Here is a 21,942-nt window from a genome sequence, read left to right on the forward strand (position 1 = left end):
CACGCAGCGCTTTTCATAGAAACCGCCTCACGCCGCAGGGTTGGACACAGAGCCAACCACTCGGCGGAACAGAGTGGCCCGTTCGTCTATCGGTTAGGACGCCAGGTTTTCAACCTGGAAAGAGGGGTTCGATTCCCCTACGGGCTGCCACTTCTTGAGCTAATGCGTTGTTATTCATTGGCTTTTTCTTCCTTCCTGTCCAACTCGTCGGATAGGTTGGACACTTTCCCCGCTTTCAGCTTCGCAAATCCGCTGTCGGCGAGGCGCGCCCGGTTGGCCTTTTTGGTGTAGACTGCCGCCTGCGTCGTGTCAGAGTGCGCAAGGTAAGACGCAATCTCCCATTCCGACGCCCCGGCGTCCGCAAGTCTGGTGGCCCCAGCCTTCCGCAGGCCGTGCAGCGATCCGGGAACACCTGCCTCGGCGCATCTATCGCGGAACCAGTTGCCCAGCGATGCCACCGCATAGGGCTTATCGCTCTTGTCCTGTGTGACGAACAGCAGCCGGTCCCTGGGGACGTGGCGCAGCTCCTCGGCCAGCTCGGGCAGAATCGGCATGTCAGCCGCGACGGCGGTCTTGTGCCTGCGATAGGCGATCCGGCCCGCCTTGACGTGCTGGCGACCGACGCGGGCGAGGTCTTGCCGCGCCATGCCGGTATTGAGCGCCAGCAGCATCACCAGCCGTGCCTTGGTGGTCGGGCCGTGCCGATCAAGGAAGCGGCTCACCTCGGCGTCTGTCCATGTATGGAAGCCGTCCGGGTTCGTTTTCATCCGTTCGGCATGGCGCGCCGGATTTGGGCCGGTGTAGCCGAGCTTTTTGGCCGCGAAGTTGAACAGCATGGACATGTTCTTCTTGACCGTGTTCGCGGCGGTCGGGCCTTTCTTTTTCGACATGAGGGCTTCGACGTGCCGGACTTCCAGTCGCTCGAATTGATATTTGCCTGCCTCTTTGCGCAGCCAATCCAGCTCAAGGCGGATCGTGCGCTTGCGGCTGTCGGAAAGGTTCTGAAAACGCAGGCTGCGCAGGTATTGCTCGATAAGCCATGCCAGTGTTCCGGCTAGGGCCGTCGATGAGCTGGATGCCTTGGAACCGGCAAGCGCAGCCTCATAGGCTGCCAGAAACTCGGGCGATCCATAGGGGCCGGGGATATTGGTGCGGAAGTCGCCGCGCTCAAACTTCCAGTAGACGCGCCCTTTCACCACGTTCTTGCGGACGCCGGGATATGGGTTCTTGCGCCGCGTCATTTCAGCAGCTCGTCTGGATCGGGGCCAACAACCTGCGTCGCCGCGCCCTCGGGGAACACGACAACCCGGCCCGTGGCGTGATCCACCTCGACCCTGCCAATGCGCAGGCCAGCGGACAGCGCCGCCTGTAGGGTGCGCTTGATTTCAGCTTGCGAGACAAGGGCGGGACGGGCTGCCATCAGTTTACCTCCCCATCCGCGAACACGCGGCGCGAAATGGCTTTGAGCGTCGAGCCGTGTATCAGGGACTTCCGTTGAATCGAGCAAAGGTAGGGAAGAGGATAGTCGTCGGATGCGAGTTTGAAGTCCTCATCATCGAAGTCGAGACCAAAGACATGCTCCTCATGTCCAAAGCCTTCTTCCCAAAGCTGAGTGCCAATTTTCGCCTCGGACATGCCAATATCAATCTCGACATACCAAGTCCGCGCTTCCCCTTCTGCATAGCGTTTCAGCAGATGTGCGAATGCGACCTCAAAGGTGGTGTTCTGGTTTGATTTTGCTTTCAGGGGCAACGCCGCAAAGTGCGGGAGCCGTTCAACGCCGGTGGTGGTGCTTTCGGAAACCATGACGGCGATCAGGATTCGCGCGACTTCGAGGTGGGTCAGGCGGTGGGCGTTCCTCCCGCGACCCGAGGAATGGACGTACTCCACTTCACGCATGGCACGTCCAAGCACCTGCAAGGTCTTCTCAGGAAGACGAAGCAGGGGGGCGAGAAAGGTCATGAATTGTCCGAGGTGCATCGGCCTGTCCGAAACTATTGTTATCGGCACATTGCTCCAATGAAGGGCGCAGGTCAAGCCCATTGGATTTTTTCTCCGTTTACCCGGACGCCAAGTCCGAGGCAGGACGCGGCGGCGTCATGATCTTGCCCCCTGCCCGGTCGCGCTCAAACCCGACCGTGCCTTTGTAGTCCAAGAAGGATTGGCCCTGAAAATCGAGGTGCCGTCGCGCATACTTTGGGTCCGGCAACGCCATCCCAAGCGCCTCGCGCATCCGATAGGCCGCATAGGCTTTCGCCGCGATGATGCTGGACATTTCCCAAGTCTGCCAATTTTCCAGCTCGTGGATCACGTCCAAAATGGCCGCGTCGGCTTTGGTAGCGGAGGGCAAGGCCAGCGCGACACCAGAGGCAGGCAGCGCGGCCAAGAGGGTGCGGCGGGATATGGCGCTGGGAGTCATTGCGTTTCCACCCATTGGCCTGCGGTGATGTCGAATTTCCAGTGAGCGCCGTGCAGCGCGAAGTCGCGCGGGAAGGCCAGTGCCATGAACCGTCCGGGGACCAGCGAGACCATTTCAGGAGCGTTGCAGCCCTCGGGAAGCGACTTGTTCAACAGTTCCCAGATGGCGCTGACGTGGCGAAGGATTTCTTCGCCGTCATGCGTCCTGTGCGACGGGAAGGCGGGGCTTGCTGTCGGCAGACCCGCCAGCGCCACCGAGGCGGGAAGCGCGGCCAAGAGGGTGCGGCGGGACATAGCGGGGGTGTTCGCGCAGGCGCGGTCTTTGGTCATTGTCAGGGACTCCTGATTGGGTTACACCATTATGGCAACGCTGCATCTTTAGCGCAGGTTGCACTATTGATGCAAGGTTGAAAATGACGCCCTCACAATGTCGCGCAGCTCGTGCCCTCGTGGCAATGTCGCAGGATCGGCTTGCCGAGGCTTCCGGCGTGGCGAAGCGAACAATTGCCAGCTTCGAAAAAGAAGATCGTCAGCCGTATGAGCGAACGATTTCCGCACTGCGAGAAGCTCTTGAAAATGTCGGGGTTGAGTTCATCGCCGAAAATGGTGGTGGTGCCGGTGTCAGATTGAGAGGGGTCTCGAATGAAAAAGGTAGCCAGTAAGGAAGCGGTAGATGCTGTCAAAGACATGCACCGTGGCCTACATATCGCGATGGATCATCTGTTGAATCGCAAAGACTCTGCGAAGGCGGAGGAAGTTTTGCGTGAGCTGGATTTCCACATGGCCAATTGGATCAACCAAACAACTGTTGCGAAATAGTGCGCACCGCGCCCGCTGGATTGGAAGCTGGCCGTGCGCTGTCGGGGTTGTTGCGGTACTCACCGACTGATCCGGGGTGCTTTCGGTTTTCGTGAGCCTGTCCGTCGCTCACCGAGGCGCACCCTGCCTATTCCAGTTTTCGCAAATGCCGTGGCACGGCATTTCACTCTTTCCAGTCCACCATGCGCATGGCCCCGGACACGTCCGCAGGCGGTATGCCCGCTTCCTTGGCCTCTGCCAGCGTCTTGATGATCGCGGACAGGGCGCGGGCGCGGCCTCCCGCGTCGAAAGCTTGCAGAGGCCGGGTGGTGTCGATCTGGACCGCCGCCCCGAGCTTGGCGGTGGCTTCCTCTGCCAGCAGCTCGGCAATCGGTTGCAGGGTCCACATGGCAAGCTGACGTTGCGCCTCCCGGACCGCCGGTCCGGTGGCGGCACGGTTGACCAGCGACGGCAGGACGCCATAGGCCATGAGAATGCCCTCCCGCGCCGCTGCCAGCGTCTCGGCTGTCATGCTCCTGGACAGGTCCGGCGAAAGCTGATCCGGTTTCTGTCCGAGCTGCGGGTTCATGCCCGCCGCTGTCGCCTGCGCCACGCCCTCGATCACCAGCGTGGAGCCGCGCCGCCCCCGGAACGCCCCCCGCATGGTGGCCATGTCTTCGCCGCCCGTATCCGGCAAAGGCACGATCAGCGAGCCGAGCGGGGCGTTCTCGAAGGTCTCGCTCAGGGCCGATTCGACCGCGTGAAGCATGGCCCCGGTCAGGCTGGACCGGCGCAGCGGCGCGGTGCCGATCCATGGCGTCAGGTTATCCGCGCCGATCCGCAGGTGAAGCACCTCGGCGGCAAGCGCCGTGACAGTCCGTCCGCCGCCCGCCTCGGGAATGGACAGGCGATAGGCGCGGGGTTTGCCGTCGCGGGTGGTCACGTCCCAATCCGTCGCCGGGACAAGCCCCAGCTCGGTGATCAGATAGACTGCCTCGCCGTTCAGCGCGATCCCTCGGGCAATCATCGCCATCGTCTGGCGGGTCAGCAGCTCGGTGCCGCTCACATCCGCCATGGCAAAGCCGCCTTCCCAGAGGCTGACGCAGCTCTGCACCGTGGCGGTCAGTTCCGCCACGCCGCGCCGCCCGCTGATGTAGCTGTCCCGTGCCGCCATGACCTGGGCCGTATAACCGGAGCCGCTGGACCGGGCCTCGATCGGGCGAAGCTTGTTCAAGAACCATCCGAGCATGGTCACCTCCACCGGATCGCGGCGGGGCGGTGGGTCATGTGCCGGACCACCTCGCCAATGGGTTGCCAGTTCCGCGCCTCGATCTGGGCTTGGGGATAGGCGGGTTTCGTGACGGCGCTGATTTCGATCAGGTCCGCCGCGCGGATGGTCCGCAGGATCGCGTTGCCGCGCTCCTCGACGGTCTCGCCACCGGGCCGAACGCGGAAGCCGGGAGACAGGCCCCGGACCAGCCCCGCCGCATGGGCGGACAGGAAGTCCCGCACATAGCTGACTTGCCCCATATCGGCGCTGATCGTCGCTTCCACGGTCAGGGCGTCATCGGTTTCGGTCAGGGTCAATGTGCCGGCGGATCGTGAGGCCAGCGGTTTGTTGAAGTCATGACCGGACAGGAAATGCACGTCCTCACCCCGGTCAAGGCGATCCGCGAAGGCGCGGGCCGCGATCATCTCACGACGCTCACGCCCCATGCCCACAGCCTCGGCAAGCACGGTTTCCCGGCCATACGGGAAGGTTGCCCGAAGGCGGGTTTCCCCGCCAACGGAGCGCAGCTCAAGGCTGCCGACATGAGCGCCCCAGAGCATTACGCGGCTTCCAGTTCGAGGCCGGTCAGCAGTTCGAGCTGAGCCGGACGCGCCACCGTCACGTCCATGGTGGCCAGCGCGGTGATGCGAAGCCCGCCGGACTGCGCATCGCTGAACGGGTCGCGGATCATGTCCACAGCGCCCCATGCCCCGATGAACACCGGAGCCACGCCGCCCGCCGCGGTTGTCAGCAGCGCCGAAGTTGCCGAGGGGGTGCCGGACGGGGCGGCAAGCGCGTTGTTGGTCATGGCGATGTTGCCCGCCGGGATGTTCTTCACCAGCCGGTCCCATTCGGACACCGCTGTATTGGTGATCAGAACGCCGTCCAGATAGTCCCACAGCTCGGGGCGGATCAGCGCCCGGACCGCGTCCGGCGATCCGGCGGCATTTGCGGCCATGAAGCGGGTGACCGCCAAGCGGAACGCGCCCCAGCTCGCCAGCGCATCCACCGCCGTGGATGTGATGCCATAGGTTGCCGCCCCGGTGATCACGCCCAGCGGCTGGCCATTGGCCCCGGTGCCGAGGAATGCCGCCTTGTCCATCGCCGCGCCCATGGCCCCGCTCATGTCGCGCCGGACCGCCTGTTCCAGCGCCGCGCCGGACTGCTTGAGCGCCTTGCGCGTGATCCGCATCTGAATGCCGAGATTGTGGTCCGGCGACATGGCGCGATCCGTGGTCGCGTAGGTGGTCGGACCGGCGACATTGGCGGTCTCGCCATCGGCCCATCCCGCCGTGACGGCCGAGGTGGTCACCGGCCATTCCACCGCGCCCGCGTCGATGCTGATCATCTGCGCACCCATGCGGGCGGCAACGCTGTCCGGGAACAGCCGGTCGATGATCGGGCGCGTCTGAATCGGGTTCGGGGTGCCACCGGCCACGGTTTCACCGGCCCGGATTTCGAGCGCCTGCCACGGCACCGGGATGCCCCGGAAACCGCCCGCGCTGCGCAGCTCGGACACGATTTCGGCGGTCTGGCCTTCGAGCTGGCGCCCTTCATCGAGGGCAAGCGCAACCTGGCGCATCTGGAAACCGGCCATGAGGTCGGCCCATTCCTGTGCCGAGCGGGTTTCCAGTTCGGTGCCCGCGTCCCGGCGTTCGGTGTCCTCCGCGATCAACGCGGCGCGATAGCGGGTTTCGTTCGAGCGATACTCCCGGTCCAGCTCGTCCATCTTACGGACTTCATCCTCGGACGGGGTTTCTTTCCCTGCCAGCTCGGCAAGGGACTGGCGGATTTCGCTTTGCCGCCGGGCGATCTTCACGGAGTCGAGCATGTGTTATCCTTTCTGCTCAATAGGTTTTGTGCCGGGACGCTCAAGCGCCTCGACGGCTTGCCGCCAATCTTGGCGGTCTTCTCGGGGCGGGGGATGCCCGCACTCGATTCGGGTTTTCCGCGTGTGGCAACTCGGGCAAAGCGCCTGAAGGTTTGCCGGGTCATAGGACAGTTCAGGATGTGTCCTGACCGGTTTGATGTGGTCGACTTCGAGCCGCCCGCCACAGCCGCAGGATCTGCAACGGTATCGGTCGCGTTCGAGGATCTCCGCGCGAAGCGCCTTCCACCGCTTGGTGCGGGTCACGCGCTTGGAAAACCGATGATGATCGCGCCTCACACCCATGACAGTCTCGCTTTCGATTTGGGTTGCGCCGCGATCCGCGCCCCTTGCGCCACCGCCAGCACCGAAGCGGACGCGGCGTCGATCCGCCCGGTGGACCGCGCCTTGGCGATCTTGATGTTGTTCGCCGGGTCGCGCAGGCAGACCGCATCCGCGAAAGCCGAGCGCAGCATCAGCGAGGGCCGTGCCTTCACTTGCCCGTCGAAGGCCGCGCGGCGGAAACGCTCCGCATCCTCGCCGCCGTCCCGAAAGCCCTGACCGCGCCAGACCAGCGGGGCGCGGATGCCCGCACGGGCGAGGGCCTCGGACAGCTCGGCTTGCTTGTAGCGGTCCATGGTGATTGCCGCGATGGTTTCGCCCTCGACATGGCGCATCACGTCCACAAGCCATGGCGCGACGGGCACCGTCTTGTCTCCCAGAACGGTCAGCTCACCGCGTTCCTGCATCTCGACATAACGTCCCGCCACGCCGTCAGACTGGCCCCTGTCCAAGAGGCTCGGCATGGAAGGGAAGGTGCCGATGCATTCGAGCCGCCCGGTGTCCGGCCAGTAGAACGCCGCCGCCGTCATCGAGGCAGAGCCGCCCAGGTCGATACCGATCACCACGCCACCTTCACGCGGCGGCAGGGGGTCGGCTTCGCAGTTCAGCCATTCGTCCAGCGTGATCAGCAGATCACGGGATTCGCCGGACACGCGCTCATTGCGGTTGTACAGGCGAAAGGACGTGAGACTCGATCCGCCCCGCGCAATCGCCCGTTTGGCCTGCGCTTCGAGCCATGCGAGGGAGCCGCCGATGCCATGATCCGCGCCGGGGTTGGCGATCAGCAGGCTTTCGGGATCGTCAGCAGGCAGGCCGGGGGCGGGGCGATGTTCCTGCACATAGGTGCCGGGCAAAGGGTCATCTATCCACCGGGAAAACGGGTGCGTGTCGTCACTGGCGGAAGTGCTGATCAGGAACGCCCGCCCGTCACGCTTGCCGAGGCCGGACAACAGCGCGTGTTCCAGTTCGTCGCCGCGATCCAGCGCCCAATGCCCGCGCTCATCGAGGATGGCCATGGTCGGAGCGCCACCGAGGGCGGATTTGCCGTCAGCCGCGATCACGCGCAGAACATGCCCGCCACCGTTGCCGCCAAATTCGATTTCGAGCCGGGGCGCACGGCGATAGATCAGGTGACGTTGCAGCTCCAGCGGCAGGGACGCGGCGAAACCTGCCACAAAGTCCCAGATGATCCGCCCCTGATCGCGGGTCCGCGCGGCGGCAATGATTTCGCGCCGGGGCTGATCGTCCCAGATTCCAATGAGACCACCGAGGGCCAAACCTGCCGTGATGGCGGATTTGCCGTTGCCGCGTCCGATGCTCAGGACCGCGTTCGCCGTGTCTGGGGACATGGCCCCTTCGATGAAACGGCGCTGGAATGGGGCAAGGTGAACCGGCTTCCCGGCGTTCGGCCCCTCGGGAATGGCAAGGCTATGCATGAACCGCATAGCTCGCTCCGCCGGGGCCGCGTTTTCCAGTTCCCCACCGGGCGCGAAAATTGATAACTCTCCTCCCCGGTCCCACGCGCGTGCAGAAGTTGCGGCATTGGGACCATCGAAGAGGTCCGCTTGACCACGCTCGGCAGGCGACAGGCGAAGGGGCGCGGGCGGAAGCTCGGAACCATCCGCCTTGCGCCATGCTCTTTTTTTCTTCGCCGTCTCAGTCATCGCGTGTCCTCTCGCGCGTCTCTCTACGTTCAACCGTGGCTCACCTGCTCAATGGTGAGGTTCGGAGCGAAGGGCATAGGACGACTGCCCACGGCGCGAAGCCGTGGCAGTCCCTACGCCCTTGGCGTTGCGTCCCTGCTCAACGGAGCCGGTCCATCGCTTTGGGCCCGTCCGGTCATGCGCTCCTGCCGGTCGGTCGGTTGCTGCTTGCGACACCATGAGCGCGGTGCCGGGGATCGGGCCTCAACCTTGCGGACTGCCCTTTGCCTGTGATCCCGCCCGTGGTAGGCTGACCGATGTGGAGCCACCGTTGCTAACCCGTTCCACTACATCGGCCCTGCGTCTGGGGTGGCGCGCAGGGTCGCCTCGTTTCACCTCTCGATAAGTTCGATGTCCTGTTCCGGGGCGGTATCCAGCTCGGACACCAGCCGCCGCATGATCTGGGCTTGCTTCGCCGTGGGACGCCACGCGGCGCGCTTGCCGTGCTTGGCCACGGAACGGGCAAAGCCCTTGAGCCATTCGTCTGTCCCGGCCATCACGTGGCGCAGGACGGTTGGCCAGCGGTACATGAGTTCGTCCAGCTCCGAGGCGGTCATACCTGCACCCCGCGATACCTGGCCCCGATCCGCGCCATGTGCGGCGATGTGGTCAGGGCTTTGGCGTCCATCGGGGAACGCCCGTCGAACAGCAACGCCGCCTGATCCATGAGGGCTTGTGCAAGGTCCGGGGGCACCGCCCCGGCGTCCGCGCCAAAGCCCGCTTGGTACACGATGGTCACCGTCTCCCGCGCCAGCGAGAAATAGTCCGCCTGCCAGCGGATGTAGGGCCGGACGCCGCCCACAAAGTCGAAGGCGGTGAAGGCCGCGCCGTCGATGGTCACCACCGGCATGTCACTGTCCGAAACCGGACCAATAGGCAGGCTCAAGCCCAAGTCGCACGGCGCGTTGAAGATCGTAACCTTGATCGTCTGCGTCAGAAGCGCGACCTGGGCGAAGTGTTCGATTTCCTCCGCAGCGGCTTTCCCGGCTTTGAACACTTCGCCGTCAAAGTCGTCCTCTCCCAGAAGCCGCAGATGGTCTTTCAGGTCCTCGATATTGAACGGGAGCGCATCGCCCGCCACCCGCTGCACAAGCATCTTCATGCGGCAACCTCCACTTCGCTGATCTTTCGGAAAAACGCCGCCTGATCCCTCGCGCTCATGGCCTCGAAGGCCGCAAGGGCGTAGGCTTTTAGTTCGGCAGGATCGGCACAGGAAGCCCAAGCCTGCGCGTCCGCCTTACCTCCGAGGAACGGCGGCAAGCCTTCGTCCGCCGTACCAAGCACCGCCGCTGCGGTCATTCTTGCATGGTCGGCACTGAGGGACTTGAGCGCCGCGAACGCCAGCGCCGCCCGCTCCGTCACGGACAGGTGCGCGGACGCGACCACGGCAAACCCGGACCACGCCCATTCGGTGCCGAGCGTCAGGCAATAGCCGAGCATCCGCGACATGCGCTTATGTCTGGGCTTGATGAATCGTGCGAGGCTGGAAGGCTTTCTGGCGTTGGACAAAGCGGGATTTTCCGCTTTGTTTTCAATGGGTGTATTCTGGCCGGTTGGACGGGTTACAGGCTTGATTTCGCTGACAACTGCGACAACCCTACGGGCTGCCACTTTTACTCACTCAATATGATATAGCACAGCGACATGCGATCGCGGTTGTGTGCGATAGCCTTCGCTTTGCGGCTTGATCTGGGTTGCGGAAGATCGGCCGTGCGGTGTTTGGCGCGGGGTGCGTCGGTTCGTCTGTAGCAATGGGCGGACTGCCGAACTGTGACGCGGTTGACCTCTTGAGGGTCGCGCTAAACGAAGTCTGGTCGGGTGTTGGCCGAAGTGAGTACAAATCCTCCGGGCAAATGCTGAGCTTCGCACAGTTTTCAGTGATTTTCTCATGATCACTGGCGGAGCATTGAGTCGCGCGATCGGAGGCAGGCACCGATTTCTTTGAGCATCATCGGGTTGGGTCCGCCCGGAGCATCCGGGATGCGCGCCTGGTCAGTAGAGGCGGCGTTCGACGCTGACGCGGCCCATGGCGTCGCTGCGGATGATGAACATATCGCCGTAATCCAGCGGCGCGGGGGCGGGCAGGGCGAGGTCGTCCCAGATCGTCTGGATGTTGCCCTTGTTTCCGACCCAGACCACCGTGCGGCCCGCTGCGGAGCGGATGAGACGCGGCGTGGGGTCTTCCTGTGCGATGCGCTCCAGGGGCAGTCCACGCGCAGCAAGAAGCGGTGCGGCGGTGTCCATGTTGCGCTGGATGCCGGGGCTGTGGATGGCGTCGATCTCGATGCCGTCGAGCACGTTGACGAGCTTACGCGCGCGGGCGCGTCCTGCGTCGTTCAGGTCCGCTCCTGTGCGCTCGGCGTGGCGGGTGACGATGATCGTGGAATTGGGCGCGAGGGCGCGGATGCCGCCGGTGGCGCAGCCCGCGAGCAGGCTGGCGGTTGCGAGGGTAAGAAAATGACGACGGCGCATGGGGAGCCTCCGGACAACAACTTGACGTAAGGGAAGCATATCGTCGGACCTGTGTTTTGGGAAGTCTGGCGTCAAAGGGCGGTGGAGGCGGTCGTTCCTGGTAGGTAGGGCGCAAGCGGGCCTCGGGCTTTGGTCCATAAAAGACCGCGCCGCAAACGAAAAGCCCCGCAGGGCGGTTACAACGCTCTGCGGGGCTTTGGTCTTCTGGTCCGGCTTGAGGCCTAGCCCAGCGCGTCGTTGCAGCGCTTGCAGGTGCCCGCGTGCGCATGTTGGCCAACGTCGGGCAGGATCTTCCAGCAGCGCTGACACTTCTCGCCGTCGGCCTTTTCAAACACCACGCCGATGCCGTCGATTTCCGGTATGCGGAAGGCTTCGGCAGGGGCGGGATCGGTCGTCAGGCTGACATCGGACGTGATGATGATGTCCTCGAAGGTGACCGATTTGAGCGCGTCCAGCATGGGCTGATCGGCGACATGCACCACCGGGGCGGCCTCCAGCGAGGCCCCGATGACCTTCTCCGTGCGCTGCACTTCGAGCGCGGCGGTGACGGCGCGGCGGGCGCGGCGAATCTGCTGCCATTTGGCGGCGAGATCGGCGTTGAGCCAGTCCGCCGGGGTTTCGGGGATGTCCGTCAGGTGAACAGAGCTGTCATCCCCCGGGAAGCGTTCGAGCCAGACTTCTTCCATGGTGAAGACGAGGATCGGCGCGAGCCAGGTCGTCAGGCGGTGGAAGAGGATGTCCATCACCGTGCGTGCGGCGCGGCGGCGCAGGGTGTCGCCATCGCAGTAGAGCGCGTCCTTGCGGATGTCGAAGTAGAAGGCCGACAGGTCGAGCGTGCAGAAGTGGAAGATCTGCTGGAAGACGCCCTGGAAGTCATAGGATTTGTAGCCTTCGCGGACCACCGTATCGAGTTCGGCGAGCCGGTGCAGGATGTATTGCTCCAGCTCCGGCATGTCCTTGGCGTCGACTTTTTGCGACTCGTCATAGTGGGCAACCGCGCCAAGCATGTATCGCATGGTGTTGCGCAGGCGGCGGTAGCTGTCGGCGACGCCTTTGAGGATCTCGCCGCCAATGCGCAGGTCGGCGGTATAGTCCGACTGAGCCACCCAAAGCCGCAGGATATCCGCGCCATATTGCTTGGTGACGTCCTCGGGGGCGACGGTGTTGCCCAGCGATTTGGACATCTTGTTGCCTTTCTCGTCGAGCGTGAACCCATGGGTCAGCACACCGCGATAGGGCGCGCGGCCCGTGGTGCCGCAGGCTTGCAACATCGACGAATGGAACCAGCCGCGGTGCTGATCCGTGCCTTCGAGATAGAGGTCGGCGATGCCGTCCTTTGCGCCATCGGGCCGGTCGCGCAGGACAAAGGCATGTGTGGAGCCGGAGTCGAACCAGACGTCGAGGATGTCGAAGACCTGGTCATAGTCGTTCGGATTGACGATATTGCCCAGGAAGCGGTCCTTGGCCCCGTCCTTGTACCACGCGTCGGCGCCTTCGGCCTCAAAGGCTTCGGCGATGCGTTGGTTCACCTCCTCATTGCGCAGCAGGAAGTCGTCATCCGTGGGCAGCGCGCCTTTCTTGACGAAGCAGGTGAGCGGCACACCCCAGGCGCGTTGGCGCGAGAGGACCCAGTCGGGCCGCGCCTCGATCATCGAGTAAAGGCGGTTGCGGCCGGTTTGCGGCGTCCATTTGACCAGCTGGTCGATGGAGGTCAGGGCGCGTTCGCGGATCGTCTTGCCGTAGGTGTCCTGCCCGTCGCCGACGGGGCGGTCGATGGCGGCGAACCACTGCGGGGTGTTGCGGAAGATCACCGGGGCCTTGGAGCGCCAGGAATGCGGGTAGCTGTGCTTGATCTTGCCGCGCGCCAGAAGGCCGTTCACGGAGGCGAGCTTGTCGATGACGGTCTTGTTGGCGTTGCCCTCCTTGCCTTTGCGGTCGAGGATGTAGGTGCCGCCAAAGAACGGCAGATCCGCGCGGAAGCCGCCGTCGTCCATGACGTTGTAGGTGATGACCTGATCAAGCATCCCGAGATCGCGGTAGAGCTCGTATTCCTCCATACCGTGCGAGGGGGCGCAGTGCACGAAGCCGGTGCCTTCCTCGTCGGTGACGAAATCGGCGGCGCGGAAGTCGCGCGGCTGATCCCATTCGCCGTTCGAGCCTTCGGCCCCGGCGAGGGGGTGGGCGAGGGAGAGCGTGGCCAATTCGTCTGCGGGCACGTCGCGTACGCGGGTCCACTGGCCTTCTTCAAGGCGGGCGCGGGTGAACGTCTGCGCGGCCAGCTTGTCCGCAAGGATGAAGCGCTCGCCAACGGCGGCCCAGCATTCGTCCGGTGTGGCGGTCACTTCGTAGAGGCCATACGAATAGTCCGCGCCATAGACGACCGCCTTGTTGGACGGGATGGTCCAGGGGGTGGTGGTCCAGATGACGACATTAGCCCCGAGCAAGTCGCTCGCGTCACCAACGCCAGCCATGGGCGCATTCGAAAGTGCGGAAGCAACCTTGAACTTCACCCAGATGGTGAAGCTTTCCTTGTCGTGGTACTCGACCTCCGCCTCGGCCAGCGCGGTCTTTTCCACCGGCGACCACATCACGGGCTTCGAGCCCTGATAGAGCGTGCCGGTCATCAGGAATTTCATGAACTCCTCGGCGATGACGCGCTCGGCGTGGAAGTTCATCGTCAGGTAGGGATCGGGCCAGTTGCCGGTGACGCCCAGCCGCTTGAACTCCTCGCGCTGGATGTCGATCCAGCCCTCGGCGAACTTGCGGCATTCCTGCCGGAAGTCGATCAGCGGCACCTCGTCCTTGTTCTTGCCTTTCTTGCGGTACTGTTCTTCGATCTTCCATTCGATCGGCAGGCCATGGCAGTCCCAGCCGGGGATATAGCGCGCGTCATGGCCAAGCATCTGCTGGCTACGCACGATGAAGTCCTTGAGCACCTTGTTCAGCGCGTGGCCGATGTGAAGATTGCCGTTGGCGTAGGGCGGACCGTCGTGCAGGACGAAATCGGGGCGCCCCTCTTTCTCGCGCAGGCGATCGTAGATGCCGATCTTTTCCCAGCGGTCGAGCCATGCGGGCTCGCGCTTGGGCAGGCCAGCGCGCATCGGGAAATCGGTTTTCGGAAGAGCGAGTGTGTCTTTGTAGTCAGGCGTTTCGGCGCACATCTGTGGCGTCCTTCGGATCTTGCAGAAATGTCAGGGTGTGGGGGCGGCGCGAAAGTCCATACGCCTTGTCCCGGCGGCTCGTGTGATCAGAGCGCCGGGCATGTAATTCGAATGATGATCAGGTGCCGTGCCATCATGCGCGCCTTGTAGCGCTGGATTTGAGGGAGGTCCAGCGCCGTGGTTTGCCGTGTCCGAAGATCGCGGCGCATGAAGAGACGACCCGGCGCGGCGAAGAGGTCCGAGGGTGTTGCCACGTCAACAGGCCGACGGGCGCGCGACAGGCGCGGCCACGCTGCGGCTCGGAGCGGAGCCTGTCGAGCAATGATTCAAGAATGCATCCCTTGTGTGCCTGAATTATGCTCGATAGCAGCCATCACCACGTCTCTTCTGAAATTTTAGCCAGAAAACCAGGTGCTTTCGATTTTTGCGATCGCAGATCTCGAACCTTGTCGACGAAATCGATTCGTAAACGCATCAATGATCAGGCGCTGTAGCGTGACAACGGACACAGATGGTGCGGTGCTCAGGGAAACCTTTCAGGCACAGAACGATGCCTGCGGGTGTATGGCGTTTGGACGCCCCGTGGATCTGACCGTTCCGGTTCATGAAATTGTCCGCCAGGTGTTCGAAAATGATCCCTACTGGCAGCCGACAAACCTGATGGCGTTGGGAGCGATTTACATCTCCTACACCTGGGATGGACCCATGTTGGGCGCACTGGAAAAGCCGGGCATCCCGGTGGCCGAATTCATCCCGGTCGAAGGGGCCGATGGCTGGATCGATAAATGGATGCTGGTCAAGGATACGCCCAACACCTACTGCGCCTACAAGGACATGGAATACATGAACTCTCCCGAAGGGCAATGTGCCGTCTCCGGCGTCACCGGCTACTGGCCGACCAACCCCGGGGCCGCGTCCTGCATAACCGAGGAAGAGACCGCCGAAAAGCATGTGGGCGATCCGGAAATCCTCGAGTCCCCGGCAATGTGGCTGACACCCGCGCGCCCCGTGGAATATGCCACACCCGGAATGCCGTGAAGGCCGCGCTATGACCATACTCTGACCTAGGGTCATGCGGTATCTGTCCCGCACGGGGCCCCTCAACGCCTGCGTTGACGCCGCACCAGAGCCTTCCTTGGCGCGGACCGCGAAAAGTATGTCAAATGATCGACATTTCCGATGCCACCTGAATTTTAGCAGGCACCGTGCTTGCGCTGGACCCCGCCTCGCTGAGCATCGAAGCGGGCGAGTTCGTCACCCTGCTTTGGCCGTCCGGCTGCGGGAAAACGACTTTACTGCGCTTGCTGGCCGGATTCGACACACCCACCAAAGGCAAGATCGTCCTGAACGATGCGGATGTAACAGACGTGCCGCCCTGTGATCGCGATGTGAACATGGTCTTTCAGGACTACGCCCTGTTCCCGCAGCTCAGCGTTGGCCGCAACGTGGCCTTTGGCCTTGAGCGACTGAAATGGCCCAAGGCCAGAACCGCCACCGTCGTACGCGACGCGCTTGAAATGGTGGAGCTTGCGGAAAAGAGCGACCGCATGCCGCATGAGCTGTCCGGCGGGCAGCGTCAGCGCGTGGCGCTTGCCCAAGGTGCTGCTGGACGAGCCGCTGTCGGCGCTGCCCGAGGCACCCGTACAAGCGCCGTCAACGCTCTGCCCTGCCGGATCGGGGATGCGCTGTTTCACGGCAGCCTGACCCGGTTCCGCTGTGCCACGGGTACCACGACCGGGCAGATCTATTGGGACTGGCAGAATTCGGCCCATCCCGATAACGCCTTTCGCCCCGCCGAAGGCCGCACAGTGCATCTTCATGCCCCGCCCGCTGACCTCTTCGTTTTTTTGTGCAGGAGGGCGCGCGATGACCTCCGGCTCGCTGCAAAAACGGCTGGTGTCACGGACCTTTCTGGCGCCGCTGCTGTGGATACTGTGTTTCATGCTGCTGCCCGCAGCGCGGTTTTCGAGGCCCATCTGGGAGGCCGGGCGCGAACGCACGTTTTGCCGCACCACAGGATTGCAGAAGGTCCGTGATGATCCATTTGGGCTCGTAGCCCGCGACTTTCACGACCACTTCGTCCAGATCCGAGATATCGTGGGGGAAAAGCTGCCGCGACCACAGAATAGGGGCGATCAGGGGCGGCAAGCGGTGGCGCGTGTCGCTGATTTTGTCTGTTTGCATCGACTTCGGCTATGCCCGCGCCCGTGACCGGCCTGTCAACAGGACGACACCGGGCGCGGTGTTTTTCCGGGCTGCGGCCATCTGCGCCTTGCGTCCAGGGCGCAGGGGCGTTTGATTTGAGCAGATCGCAGGAGACGTCATGACCGCAACCGGGATACCGCCGAAATTCGAGATAACCCGCACCGAGATCGAGCGCGTGGTGGCGGCGTTTTATGCGCTGGTGCGAGAGCATCCGGGACTGGGCCCGGTGTTTGCCGTGCATGTGGACGACTGGCCCGCGCATGAGGCGAAGGTGGCCAACTTCTGGGCCAACGCGATCCTGCATGAGCGCAGTTACGACGGCAATCCGGTCGCCGTGCACCGCGATGCGGGGAACGTGCGGCCGGGGATGTTCGATGCTTGGCTGGGTCTGTTTGATCTGGTGCTGGAGCGAGAGTTGCGGCCAGAGCAGGCGGCGGCATGGTCGGCGCTGGCGCATCGCATTGGCCGGTCCGTTCGGGCCGGTGTCGTAGAGAAGATGCAAGGCCCCGGCGGTGTTCCGATCTTGCGCTAGGCTTGTGGTTTATTTCAAGGAAATCGGTCCGGTTTCTTTAGGAAGCTCCGGGCGTGGTGCGGGAGATGAGCGGTGCGCATAGCGGTGGCAGGGGCCGGGATCGGCGGGTTGGCGGCGGCGTCGGGGTTGGCGCAGGCGGGCCATGCGGTGACAGTGTTCGACCAGTTCGAGGCCCCCGCGCCGGTGGGCTCGGGGCTGGTGATCCAGCCCGTGGGCCTGTCGGTTCTGGAGCGGCTCGGAGCCAGCGGCGCGGCCCTCGCGCAGGGCAACCGGGTGGTTCGGATGCTGGGCCGGGAGGCTGGCAGCGGGCGCCGGGTTCTGGACGTGTCCTATGTCTCGAAACGGCGCAAGCGGTTCGGGTTGGCAATCCACCGCGCCGCGTTGTTCAACGCCCTGCTGGAGGTCGCGCAGGCCTCCGGCGTGACCATCGCGGCGGGGCGGCGGGTGCTCTCGGCCAGCGGTGGTGTCGTGCGGTTCGAGGGCGGCTCGGACGGGCCGTTTGATCTGATTGTTGACGCCTGCGGTGCGGGCTCGCCGCTGTCACCGTTGCGGGCGCGCGGATTGGCCTATGGCGCGCTGTGGGCTACGGTGGATTGGCCCGAGACGGATCTGCCGCGCGACGTGCTTCGGCAGGTCTATCGGCGGGCGGACCGGATGCTGGGCGTCCTGCCGATTGGCACCGTTCCGGGGCAGACGGGTCGCAAGGCGGCGATTTTCTGGTCTTTGCCGCGTGATGGCCATGACGCGTGGCGGCAGGCCGGTCTGGCGGCCTGGCAGGCCGAGGCAGAAGCGCTTTGGCCGGAGTTTGCGCCCTTTGCCGCGCAGATCCGCGATCCGGCCCAGATGACCATGGCGCGCTATTCGCATGGCACTCTGGCGCGGCCGGTCACGGATGGGATTATTCACATCGGCGATGCTGCGCATCGCGCCAGTCCGCAGTTGGGACAGGGCGCGAACATGGCATTGCTGGATGCCTGGGCGTTGGTGCGGGCCCTGGCGGTGGCGCGGGGTGATGCCGAGCTGGCAGCGCTGCACTACACCCGCGCGCGGCGCTGGCATGTCTGGGGCTATCAGTCAATGAGCTGGGCGTTTACGCCGCAGTATCAATCCGATAGCCGGGTCCTGCCAGTCCTGCGGGACCGTGTTCTGTTTCCGTTGTCACAAATTGCGCCGCTCCCCGGTGTGCTGACGCGGCTGGTGTGTGGAGATTTGCTGCCACCGAGCGGCTCGCTGCCCGGTTAGACCGCCGCTGCGCCAGGCGCAGGGCGATGGCGGGCAGGCTCATCACGATCCAGAAGCCTTGGATCAGGGCCGAGGCGAGGTTGAAATCGTGGCTGAGCGAGATCAGCACGAGGCTGGCAGCGAGCAGATTGCCGCAGAAATACCGCACCTGACCGGAGTGCAGAATGCGCAGGCTCAGGCAGGTGTAAAGCGTCACGTAGATGCCGAAGCCAACGACGCCGATGATGCGGAAATGGATGGCGTCGAGCGCCATCGGGAAAACGTCTGACATAATGAAATCGCCCGAAAAAAATGGAGAGCGTACAGCGTGAATGGCTCGACCTTAGAGGCGCCGGTCCGGCGGTGACAGTCGGGTATTCCGGACGTGGTGTCAGATCAGGCGAAAAGCGTGCCGACGACATAGGCGATCCCGGCCGCCGTGGCGCCGATGCCAAAGGTTTCGAGACCGGATCGCCACCACGGGCTGAGCGACCAGCGCGATTTCAGGGTGCCGATCGCGAAAAAGCAGACCAGCGTAAGGATGACGGAGGTGTCGAAGGCGCGGGGAAGTCCGAGCAGAAAGGGCATCAGGGGCACCGCCCCGGCGGCAAGGAAGGCGGCAAAGGTCACAAGCGCGGCGCGCAGCGGGTGCGGATCGACCGAAGCGAGGCCATATTCGCCTTCGAGCATGGCGGCGATCCAGGTCTCGCGGCGGGCGGCGATCTGCCGTGTGGCGTCCTCAAGGGTCGCACCGGAGAGGCCCTTTTGCGCGAGGATAGTGCGCAACTCACGAAGCTCGCCTTCGGGATTGGTCGCGATGTGGCGGTTTTCCACGGCACGCAGGCGGTGGATGTCGTCAAGCTCGGCCTTGGTGGCGGAGTAATTGCCGGCGGCCATGGAAAAGCCGTCGGAGAGCACATTGGCGAGGCCAAGCGCGACGATCACGAGCGGCGAGAGGCCCGCCCCCGCAACCCCGGCGACGATGGCGAAGGTGGTCACCGCGCCGTCGATTGCGCCATAGACCACATCGCGCAGATCGCCGCGCCCCGGCGGCGTGGCGAGACGGGCGTCGATTTCGGCCTGTGTGTGGCCGTGCTCGGAGAGTTTCATGCGGCATGTCCTTCGCGGTTCGACAGACGGTGCCGCAGGCGCGCGCTTGCGGCCTTGACGTGGGTCAATCCGGGGGGCGGTTTGGCGCGGCGCGGCCCTGAACCCAGCGATTGAGCCAGGCCAGCCCGGCCAGCGACAGGCCCAGCAGCAGGAAGGAGAACACCCGCACGAGGCCCGACAGGCCGGAGATGTCGATCACGAAGACCTTGGCCACGGCGAGCGCGATGATCGCCACCCCGGCGCGGCGGAGCAGATCGGAGCGGCGGGCGAGGGCCTGATAGAACAGCGCGGCGCCGGCGAGCAGGAGCGCGACGGTATAGCTGTAGAGTTCAGGTTGGGTCACGCCCGCGTTCAGACGCATGCCGCTGCCGCCCTGCCATCCGTGACGGATCGTCAGCATCACCCAGAAGGCGGCAAGCGCCAGCGCCGCGCAGACCAGACTGCGGCGCAGGGCCTTGGGTTGCCGGGTGAGGCGACACGCGGCAATCGCGAGGAAGGCCGCGGGCAAAAGGTAGGCTGGGATCAGCGTATTGAGCAGCACCGGCCCAAGCACGGTTTCGCGCCCGATCAGCGGATTGAAATCGGTCAGGAGCAGCAGCAGGAAGACCCCGGCGATGACCCCGAACAGCGCGGCAAGGGCGATGCGCAGCGGCCTCAACCAACCCCCGAGTTCCTGCCGGAAGAGCTGGGCCATGGCGACGCCACTCCAGAGCGCAGCGAGCAGCCCGTAGCCCCAATGCGTCTGCAGTCCCGCCTCCGGCGCGAAAGTGCGGATGATATGAAAGAGGGTCAGGCTGAGCGTCATGCCCGCCACCGACCATGCCGCGCTTTCGAGGAAGACGCGGGACTTGGGACGGGGACGACCCTGCATCAGGGCATAGGCGGCGAGCAGCGCGGTGAGGCTGCCGCCATAGGCCAGCAGCATTGGCAAAAGAGTTGTTTGCGTGGCCCATCCGACGCCGGGATCGAACGTCAGCCGCAGGCCGATCGCGACCACCCCGGCGGCGATATAGGCCCCCATAAGCGGCAGGTCGAAGCGCCGGTCCAGCGCAGCGGCGGCCACGATGGTGGCGGCGATGGCCAGGGTCAGCGCGGTACTGGTGAGGGTGATGGCCAGCGCGAAAGCGAGGCAGGCGAGGGCGGAGAGCACCGGCAGGGCGGTGCGGCTCTTGTCCTCGGGCGTCTGGCGCGCGAGGCGTTCGGCCATGAGCGTCATCAGTGCGGCAAGGGCGAGGCCATGCAGTGCCCAGGGATAGGCGCCGATGATCCCGGCAGGATGGCGCGTGGCCTCCAGCAGCAGTCCGGCAAGCGGCGCGGTGAGCGCGGCGGCCCCGGCCCAGGGCAGACGGTTTTCGGCGCCCGTCTGGGATCGCCATGCAAAGACCACGCTGAGCACCGTCGCGGCGAGCAGCATCCAGGTGATGTCGAGAGAAAAGCGGGTTTCGGTCTGGCTTGCCGTGTCTGCGAGGTGTTGGCGCAGGGCATCGAAGATCGGTGCGTTCAGGTCATTCACGGCGCAGATCGCCAGCAGGCCAAGGGTCGGCAGAAGAGCATGATCCTGCAGCGCTGGCGCTCTGAGCGACCAGAGCGCATAGGCAGCGCCAAGCGCGGTCAGGACAAGGATTGCGGCCCATGCCGTCATCGGGCTGTGGCCCGCGATGAGCAGGATGGCGGGGATAGCCGCGAGGAGCGTGCCGAGAGAGAGGAGCGCCGGGAAGATCGGTTTTCCCTGCCTTTTCAGCACGGCTTCGACGAGGCAGGGGCCATCGTGGTCCGGCGTGAGACCGCGCGCCGGGATCAGCGTGGCGAGGATCGCGAGTATGGCGACGAAGGCGGCGAAGGAGATGCCGAACGCGTCGGTGTTCAGTGAAACCGAGAGCAGCAGCCAGCCTGCGGCGGTGGCGAACACAACCGAAAGCACGGAGATCCACGCCCAGCGGCGCAGCGTGTCGAAGCCAAGGCCGAGCGCGGCGAGGAGGGCGAAATATGCGAAGAGGGTTTGCGGTGTGTCCGAAGAGCCGCCGACGAGGAAGGGCGCGAGCATACCGCCAATGAGGCCGATGGCGGCGAGCAGTGGCCCGTGTCGCCAACCCAGCAACAGACCGCCGAGTGCGGCGGCAAAGAGCAGGACCAACGCGGGCGTCGGGGCGATCAGCCCATAGAGCATTCGCGCGGCGACCAGGCCGCCGAAGATCGACACGAGGCCCGCGCCCGAGAGCACGGAAGGCAGGTAAGCCGTTGCGCTCGCTTCGGAATCGCCGAATCGGCGCCGGATGACCTCGCCCCCGGCGATGAGCAACACCCCGAAAGAGAGCGCGGCGGCAACGCGGGCGGCAGGCGGCAGAAGGCCGTTCTCGACGCCGTATTGCACAAGGAACAGTCCGGCGAGGGCGAGGGACGCCGCAGCGGCGGCATAAAACCAGTTTTCCCGCAGCCAGTGCGTCAGGCGGCTGAGCTGCGCCGCGAGGACGGAGGGCCGCTTTGGCGCGGCGGGGGGCTTTGGCGGGCTGCGCCACGGTGCGCGGCCCTCTGCTGCCGTGCCGGCCTCTGCGGGTGCCGCGTCAATTCGGGCGGGCGGTGCGGGCACGGGGCGCGCCGGACCGGTTGCGGCGCTCTTCATGGCTTCCGGAATGGGCGCGGTTTGACCAGCTTCCAGTGCCGCGACCCGGCGTTTCAGGCGGATGACCACGATCAGAAGATAGACAAGAGTGATTGGCACCGCGAGCAGGAACAGGATGATCAGGGCGATAATGGCGTCATCGGTCACGGGCGCGTCCTTCTGGCTGATCGGCGCAGTCTAGCCCCGGGACAATTGGATGTAAGGTCGGTTATTCCCCACCGGT

General features: G+C 64.5%; 24 protein-coding genes, 1 tRNA gene and 1 pseudogene. 7 read left to right on the plus strand and 19 right to left on the minus strand.

What is annotated here, in order from left to right; translation table 11 throughout:
* The first annotated feature begins 75 nt into the window (after positions 1-75).
* Positions 76-150, plus strand: a tRNA-Glu gene (locus tag ACN2XU_RS14390).
* Between the two features lie 20 nt (positions 151-170).
* Here ACN2XU_RS14390 and ACN2XU_RS14395 read toward each other — a convergent pair.
* The 5 genes from ACN2XU_RS14395 to ACN2XU_RS14415 all read right to left on the minus strand — a co-directional run bounded on the left by ACN2XU_RS14395 (position 171) and on the right by ACN2XU_RS14415 (position 2,748).
* Positions 171-1,241: a tyrosine-type recombinase/integrase gene (locus ACN2XU_RS14395; protein ID WP_419411152.1), complete on the minus strand. Its 1,071-nt coding sequence runs from the start codon at positions 1,239-1,241 to the stop codon at positions 171-173.
* Positions 1,238-1,420 (minus strand): hypothetical protein, encoded by a 183-nt coding sequence (locus tag ACN2XU_RS14400; protein WP_419411153.1) that lies wholly within the window; start codon positions 1,418-1,420, stop codon positions 1,238-1,240. The genes ACN2XU_RS14395 and ACN2XU_RS14400 overlap by 4 nt, the downstream gene beginning before the upstream one ends.
* Entirely contained in the window at positions 1,420-1,962 is a 543-nt protein-coding gene (locus ACN2XU_RS14405) for a hypothetical protein (protein ID WP_419411154.1), read from the minus strand. Before ACN2XU_RS14405 ends, ACN2XU_RS14400 begins: the two co-directional genes overlap by 1 nt.
* Positions 1,963-2,059: 97 nt before the next feature.
* Positions 2,060-2,419, minus strand: coding sequence for a hypothetical protein (locus tag ACN2XU_RS14410; protein WP_419411155.1), 360 nt, complete (start codon positions 2,417-2,419; stop codon positions 2,060-2,062).
* Positions 2,416-2,748 carry a hypothetical protein gene (locus ACN2XU_RS14415; RefSeq protein WP_419411156.1) on the minus strand — a complete coding sequence of 111 codons (333 nt, stop codon included), beginning with the start codon at positions 2,746-2,748 and terminating at the stop codon, positions 2,416-2,418. Before ACN2XU_RS14415 ends, ACN2XU_RS14410 begins: the two co-directional genes overlap by 4 nt.
* An 83-nt stretch (positions 2,749-2,831) precedes the next feature.
* On the opposite strand from ACN2XU_RS14415, the gene ACN2XU_RS14420 reads away from it, so the two are divergent.
* Both ACN2XU_RS14420 and ACN2XU_RS14425 read left to right on the plus strand, forming a co-directional pair.
* Positions 2,832-3,080: a helix-turn-helix domain-containing protein gene (locus ACN2XU_RS14420; RefSeq protein ID WP_419411277.1), complete on the plus strand. Its 249-nt coding sequence runs from the start codon at positions 2,832-2,834 to the stop codon at positions 3,078-3,080.
* Entirely contained in the window at positions 3,061-3,237 is a 177-nt protein-coding gene (locus ACN2XU_RS14425; protein WP_419411157.1) for a hypothetical protein, read from the plus strand. The genes ACN2XU_RS14420 and ACN2XU_RS14425 overlap by 20 nt, the downstream gene beginning before the upstream one ends.
* A gap of 163 nt (positions 3,238-3,400) precedes the next feature.
* Here ACN2XU_RS14425 and ACN2XU_RS14430 read toward each other — a convergent pair whose 3' ends face one another.
* The 11 genes from ACN2XU_RS14430 to ACN2XU_RS14480 form a co-directional block, all read right to left on the minus strand.
* The gene (locus tag ACN2XU_RS14430) at positions 3,401-4,465 is read right to left on the minus strand and encodes a phage portal protein (protein WP_419411158.1); all 1,065 of its coding nucleotides are present in this window, start codon (positions 4,463-4,465) and stop codon (positions 3,401-3,403) included.
* Positions 4,466-4,467: 2 nt separating this feature from the next.
* Complete coding sequence (locus tag ACN2XU_RS14435; RefSeq protein ID WP_419411159.1) at positions 4,468-5,046, minus strand: HK97 family phage prohead protease; 579 nt, start codon at positions 5,044-5,046, stop codon at positions 4,468-4,470.
* Positions 5,046-6,317: a phage major capsid protein gene (locus ACN2XU_RS14440; protein ID WP_419411160.1), complete on the minus strand. Its 1,272-nt coding sequence runs from the start codon at positions 6,315-6,317 to the stop codon at positions 5,046-5,048. The genes ACN2XU_RS14435 and ACN2XU_RS14440 overlap by 1 nt, the downstream gene beginning before the upstream one ends.
* A gap of 3 nt (positions 6,318-6,320) precedes the next feature.
* The gene (locus tag ACN2XU_RS14445; RefSeq protein ID WP_419411161.1) at positions 6,321-6,659 is read right to left on the minus strand and encodes an HNH endonuclease; all 339 of its coding nucleotides are present in this window, start codon (positions 6,657-6,659) and stop codon (positions 6,321-6,323) included.
* Positions 6,650-8,140: a terminase TerL endonuclease subunit gene (locus ACN2XU_RS14450; RefSeq protein ID WP_419411162.1), complete on the minus strand. Its 1,491-nt coding sequence runs from the start codon at positions 8,138-8,140 to the stop codon at positions 6,650-6,652. Before ACN2XU_RS14450 ends, ACN2XU_RS14445 begins: the two co-directional genes overlap by 10 nt.
* A gap of 590 nt (positions 8,141-8,730) precedes the next feature.
* Complete coding sequence (locus tag ACN2XU_RS14455; protein WP_419411163.1) at positions 8,731-8,955, minus strand: hypothetical protein; 225 nt, start codon at positions 8,953-8,955, stop codon at positions 8,731-8,733.
* Positions 8,952-9,500: a head-tail connector protein gene (locus ACN2XU_RS14460; RefSeq protein WP_419411164.1), complete on the minus strand. Its 549-nt coding sequence runs from the start codon at positions 9,498-9,500 to the stop codon at positions 8,952-8,954. The genes ACN2XU_RS14455 and ACN2XU_RS14460 overlap by 4 nt, the downstream gene beginning before the upstream one ends.
* Positions 9,497-9,847 carry a hypothetical protein gene (locus ACN2XU_RS14465; protein ID WP_419411165.1) on the minus strand — a complete coding sequence of 117 codons (351 nt, stop codon included), beginning with the start codon at positions 9,845-9,847 and terminating at the stop codon, positions 9,497-9,499. Before ACN2XU_RS14465 ends, ACN2XU_RS14460 begins: the two co-directional genes overlap by 4 nt.
* Before the next feature lie 543 nt (positions 9,848-10,390).
* Positions 10,391-10,870 carry a histidine phosphatase family protein gene (locus tag ACN2XU_RS14470; protein WP_419411166.1) on the minus strand — a complete coding sequence of 160 codons (480 nt, stop codon included), beginning with the start codon at positions 10,868-10,870 and terminating at the stop codon, positions 10,391-10,393.
* Positions 10,871-11,091: 221 nt separating this feature from the next.
* Positions 11,092-14,031 carry an isoleucine--tRNA ligase gene (ileS, locus tag ACN2XU_RS14475; RefSeq protein WP_419411167.1) on the minus strand — a complete coding sequence of 980 codons (2,940 nt, stop codon included), beginning with the start codon at positions 14,029-14,031 and terminating at the stop codon, positions 11,092-11,094.
* Positions 14,032-14,117: 86 nt separating this feature from the next.
* Entirely contained in the window at positions 14,118-14,285 is a 168-nt protein-coding gene (locus ACN2XU_RS14480) for a hypothetical protein (protein WP_419411168.1), read from the minus strand.
* A 241-nt stretch (positions 14,286-14,526) separates the two neighbouring features.
* Between ACN2XU_RS14480 and ACN2XU_RS14485 the strand changes: the two genes are divergently transcribed.
* The 4 genes from ACN2XU_RS14485 (at position 14,527) to ACN2XU_RS14500 (ending at position 18,010) form a co-directional block, all read left to right on the plus strand.
* Positions 14,527-15,069: an extracellular solute-binding protein gene (locus ACN2XU_RS14485; protein WP_419411169.1), complete on the plus strand. Its 543-nt coding sequence runs from the start codon at positions 14,527-14,529 to the stop codon at positions 15,067-15,069.
* A gap of 167 nt (positions 15,070-15,236) precedes the next feature.
* Positions 15,237-16,067, plus strand: a complete 831-nt coding sequence (locus ACN2XU_RS14490; protein ID WP_419411170.1) for a polyamine ABC transporter ATP-binding protein — start codon at positions 15,237-15,239, stop codon at positions 16,065-16,067.
* A 287-nt stretch (positions 16,068-16,354) separates the two neighbouring features.
* Positions 16,355-16,768, plus strand: coding sequence for a group III truncated hemoglobin (locus ACN2XU_RS14495; protein WP_419411171.1), 414 nt, complete (start codon positions 16,355-16,357; stop codon positions 16,766-16,768).
* Positions 16,769-16,840: 72 nt separating this feature from the next.
* Entirely contained in the window at positions 16,841-18,010 is a 1,170-nt protein-coding gene (locus ACN2XU_RS14500) for an FAD-dependent oxidoreductase (protein WP_419411172.1), read from the plus strand.
* Positions 18,011-18,080: 70 nt separating this feature from the next.
* On the opposite strand, the pseudogene ACN2XU_RS14505 reads toward ACN2XU_RS14500, so the two are convergent.
* The 3 genes and pseudogenes from ACN2XU_RS14505 to ACN2XU_RS14515 all read right to left on the minus strand — a co-directional run.
* Positions 18,081-18,281: pseudogene (locus ACN2XU_RS14505) on the minus strand (CBU_0592 family membrane protein); the annotation flags it as partial.
* A 104-nt stretch (positions 18,282-18,385) separates the two neighbouring features.
* Positions 18,386-19,099, minus strand: coding sequence for a VIT1/CCC1 transporter family protein (locus ACN2XU_RS14510; RefSeq protein WP_419411173.1), 714 nt, complete (start codon positions 19,097-19,099; stop codon positions 18,386-18,388).
* A gap of 64 nt (positions 19,100-19,163) precedes the next feature.
* Positions 19,164-21,866, minus strand: a complete 2,703-nt coding sequence (locus tag ACN2XU_RS14515) for a DUF2339 domain-containing protein (RefSeq protein ID WP_419411174.1) — start codon at positions 21,864-21,866, stop codon at positions 19,164-19,166.
* Positions 21,867-21,942 lie beyond the last annotated feature (76 nt).

Origin of the sequence: Pacificoceanicola niger (genome assembly GCF_048553275.1) — a bacterium.
Lineage (GTDB): Bacteria > Pseudomonadota > Alphaproteobacteria > Rhodobacterales > Rhodobacteraceae > Pacificoceanicola.

Excerpts from the sequence above, each read along its gene's own strand:
- ACN2XU_RS14430 (WP_419411158.1), bottom strand. The coding sequence starts at position 4,465 with ATGCTCGGATGGTTCTTGAACAAGCTTCGCCCGATCGAGGCCCGGTCC.
- ACN2XU_RS14445 (WP_419411161.1), bottom strand. The coding sequence starts at position 6,659 with ATGGGTGTGAGGCGCGATCATCATCGGTTTTCCAAGCGCGTGACCCGC.
- ACN2XU_RS14465 (WP_419411165.1), bottom strand. The coding sequence starts at position 9,847 with ATGTCGCGGATGCTCGGCTATTGCCTGACGCTCGGCACCGAATGGGCG.
- ACN2XU_RS14425 (WP_419411157.1), top strand. The coding sequence starts at position 3,061 with ATGAAAAAGGTAGCCAGTAAGGAAGCGGTAGATGCTGTCAAAGACATG.
- ACN2XU_RS14405 (WP_419411154.1), bottom strand. The coding sequence starts at position 1,962 with ATGACCTTTCTCGCCCCCCTGCTTCGTCTTCCTGAGAAGACCTTGCAG.
- ACN2XU_RS14470 (WP_419411166.1), bottom strand. The coding sequence starts at position 10,870 with ATGCGCCGTCGTCATTTTCTTACCCTCGCAACCGCCAGCCTGCTCGCG.
- ACN2XU_RS14400 (WP_419411153.1), bottom strand. The coding sequence starts at position 1,420 with ATGGCAGCCCGTCCCGCCCTTGTCTCGCAAGCTGAAATCAAGCGCACC.
- ACN2XU_RS14395 (WP_419411152.1), bottom strand. The coding sequence starts at position 1,241 with ATGACGCGGCGCAAGAACCCATATCCCGGCGTCCGCAAGAACGTGGTG.
- ACN2XU_RS14495 (WP_419411171.1), top strand. The coding sequence starts at position 16,355 with ATGACCGCAACCGGGATACCGCCGAAATTCGAGATAACCCGCACCGAG.
- ACN2XU_RS14440 (WP_419411160.1), bottom strand. The coding sequence starts at position 6,317 with ATGCTCGACTCCGTGAAGATCGCCCGGCGGCAAAGCGAAATCCGCCAG.
- ACN2XU_RS14410 (WP_419411155.1), bottom strand. The coding sequence starts at position 2,419 with ATGACTCCCAGCGCCATATCCCGCCGCACCCTCTTGGCCGCGCTGCCT.
- ACN2XU_RS14510 (WP_419411173.1), bottom strand. The coding sequence starts at position 19,099 with ATGAAACTCTCCGAGCACGGCCACACACAGGCCGAAATCGACGCCCGT.
- ACN2XU_RS14455 (WP_419411163.1), bottom strand. The coding sequence starts at position 8,955 with ATGACCGCCTCGGAGCTGGACGAACTCATGTACCGCTGGCCAACCGTC.
- ACN2XU_RS14420 (WP_419411277.1), top strand. The coding sequence starts at position 2,832 with ATGACGCCCTCACAATGTCGCGCAGCTCGTGCCCTCGTGGCAATGTCG.
- ACN2XU_RS14460 (WP_419411164.1), bottom strand. The coding sequence starts at position 9,500 with ATGAAGATGCTTGTGCAGCGGGTGGCGGGCGATGCGCTCCCGTTCAAT.
- ACN2XU_RS14450 (WP_419411162.1), bottom strand. The coding sequence starts at position 8,140 with ATGCGGTTCATGCATAGCCTTGCCATTCCCGAGGGGCCGAACGCCGGG.
- ACN2XU_RS14415 (WP_419411156.1), bottom strand. The coding sequence starts at position 2,748 with ATGACCAAAGACCGCGCCTGCGCGAACACCCCCGCTATGTCCCGCCGC.
- ileS (WP_419411167.1), bottom strand. The coding sequence starts at position 14,031 with ATGTGCGCCGAAACGCCTGACTACAAAGACACACTCGCTCTTCCGAAA.
- ACN2XU_RS14435 (WP_419411159.1), bottom strand. The coding sequence starts at position 5,046 with ATGCTCTGGGGCGCTCATGTCGGCAGCCTTGAGCTGCGCTCCGTTGGC.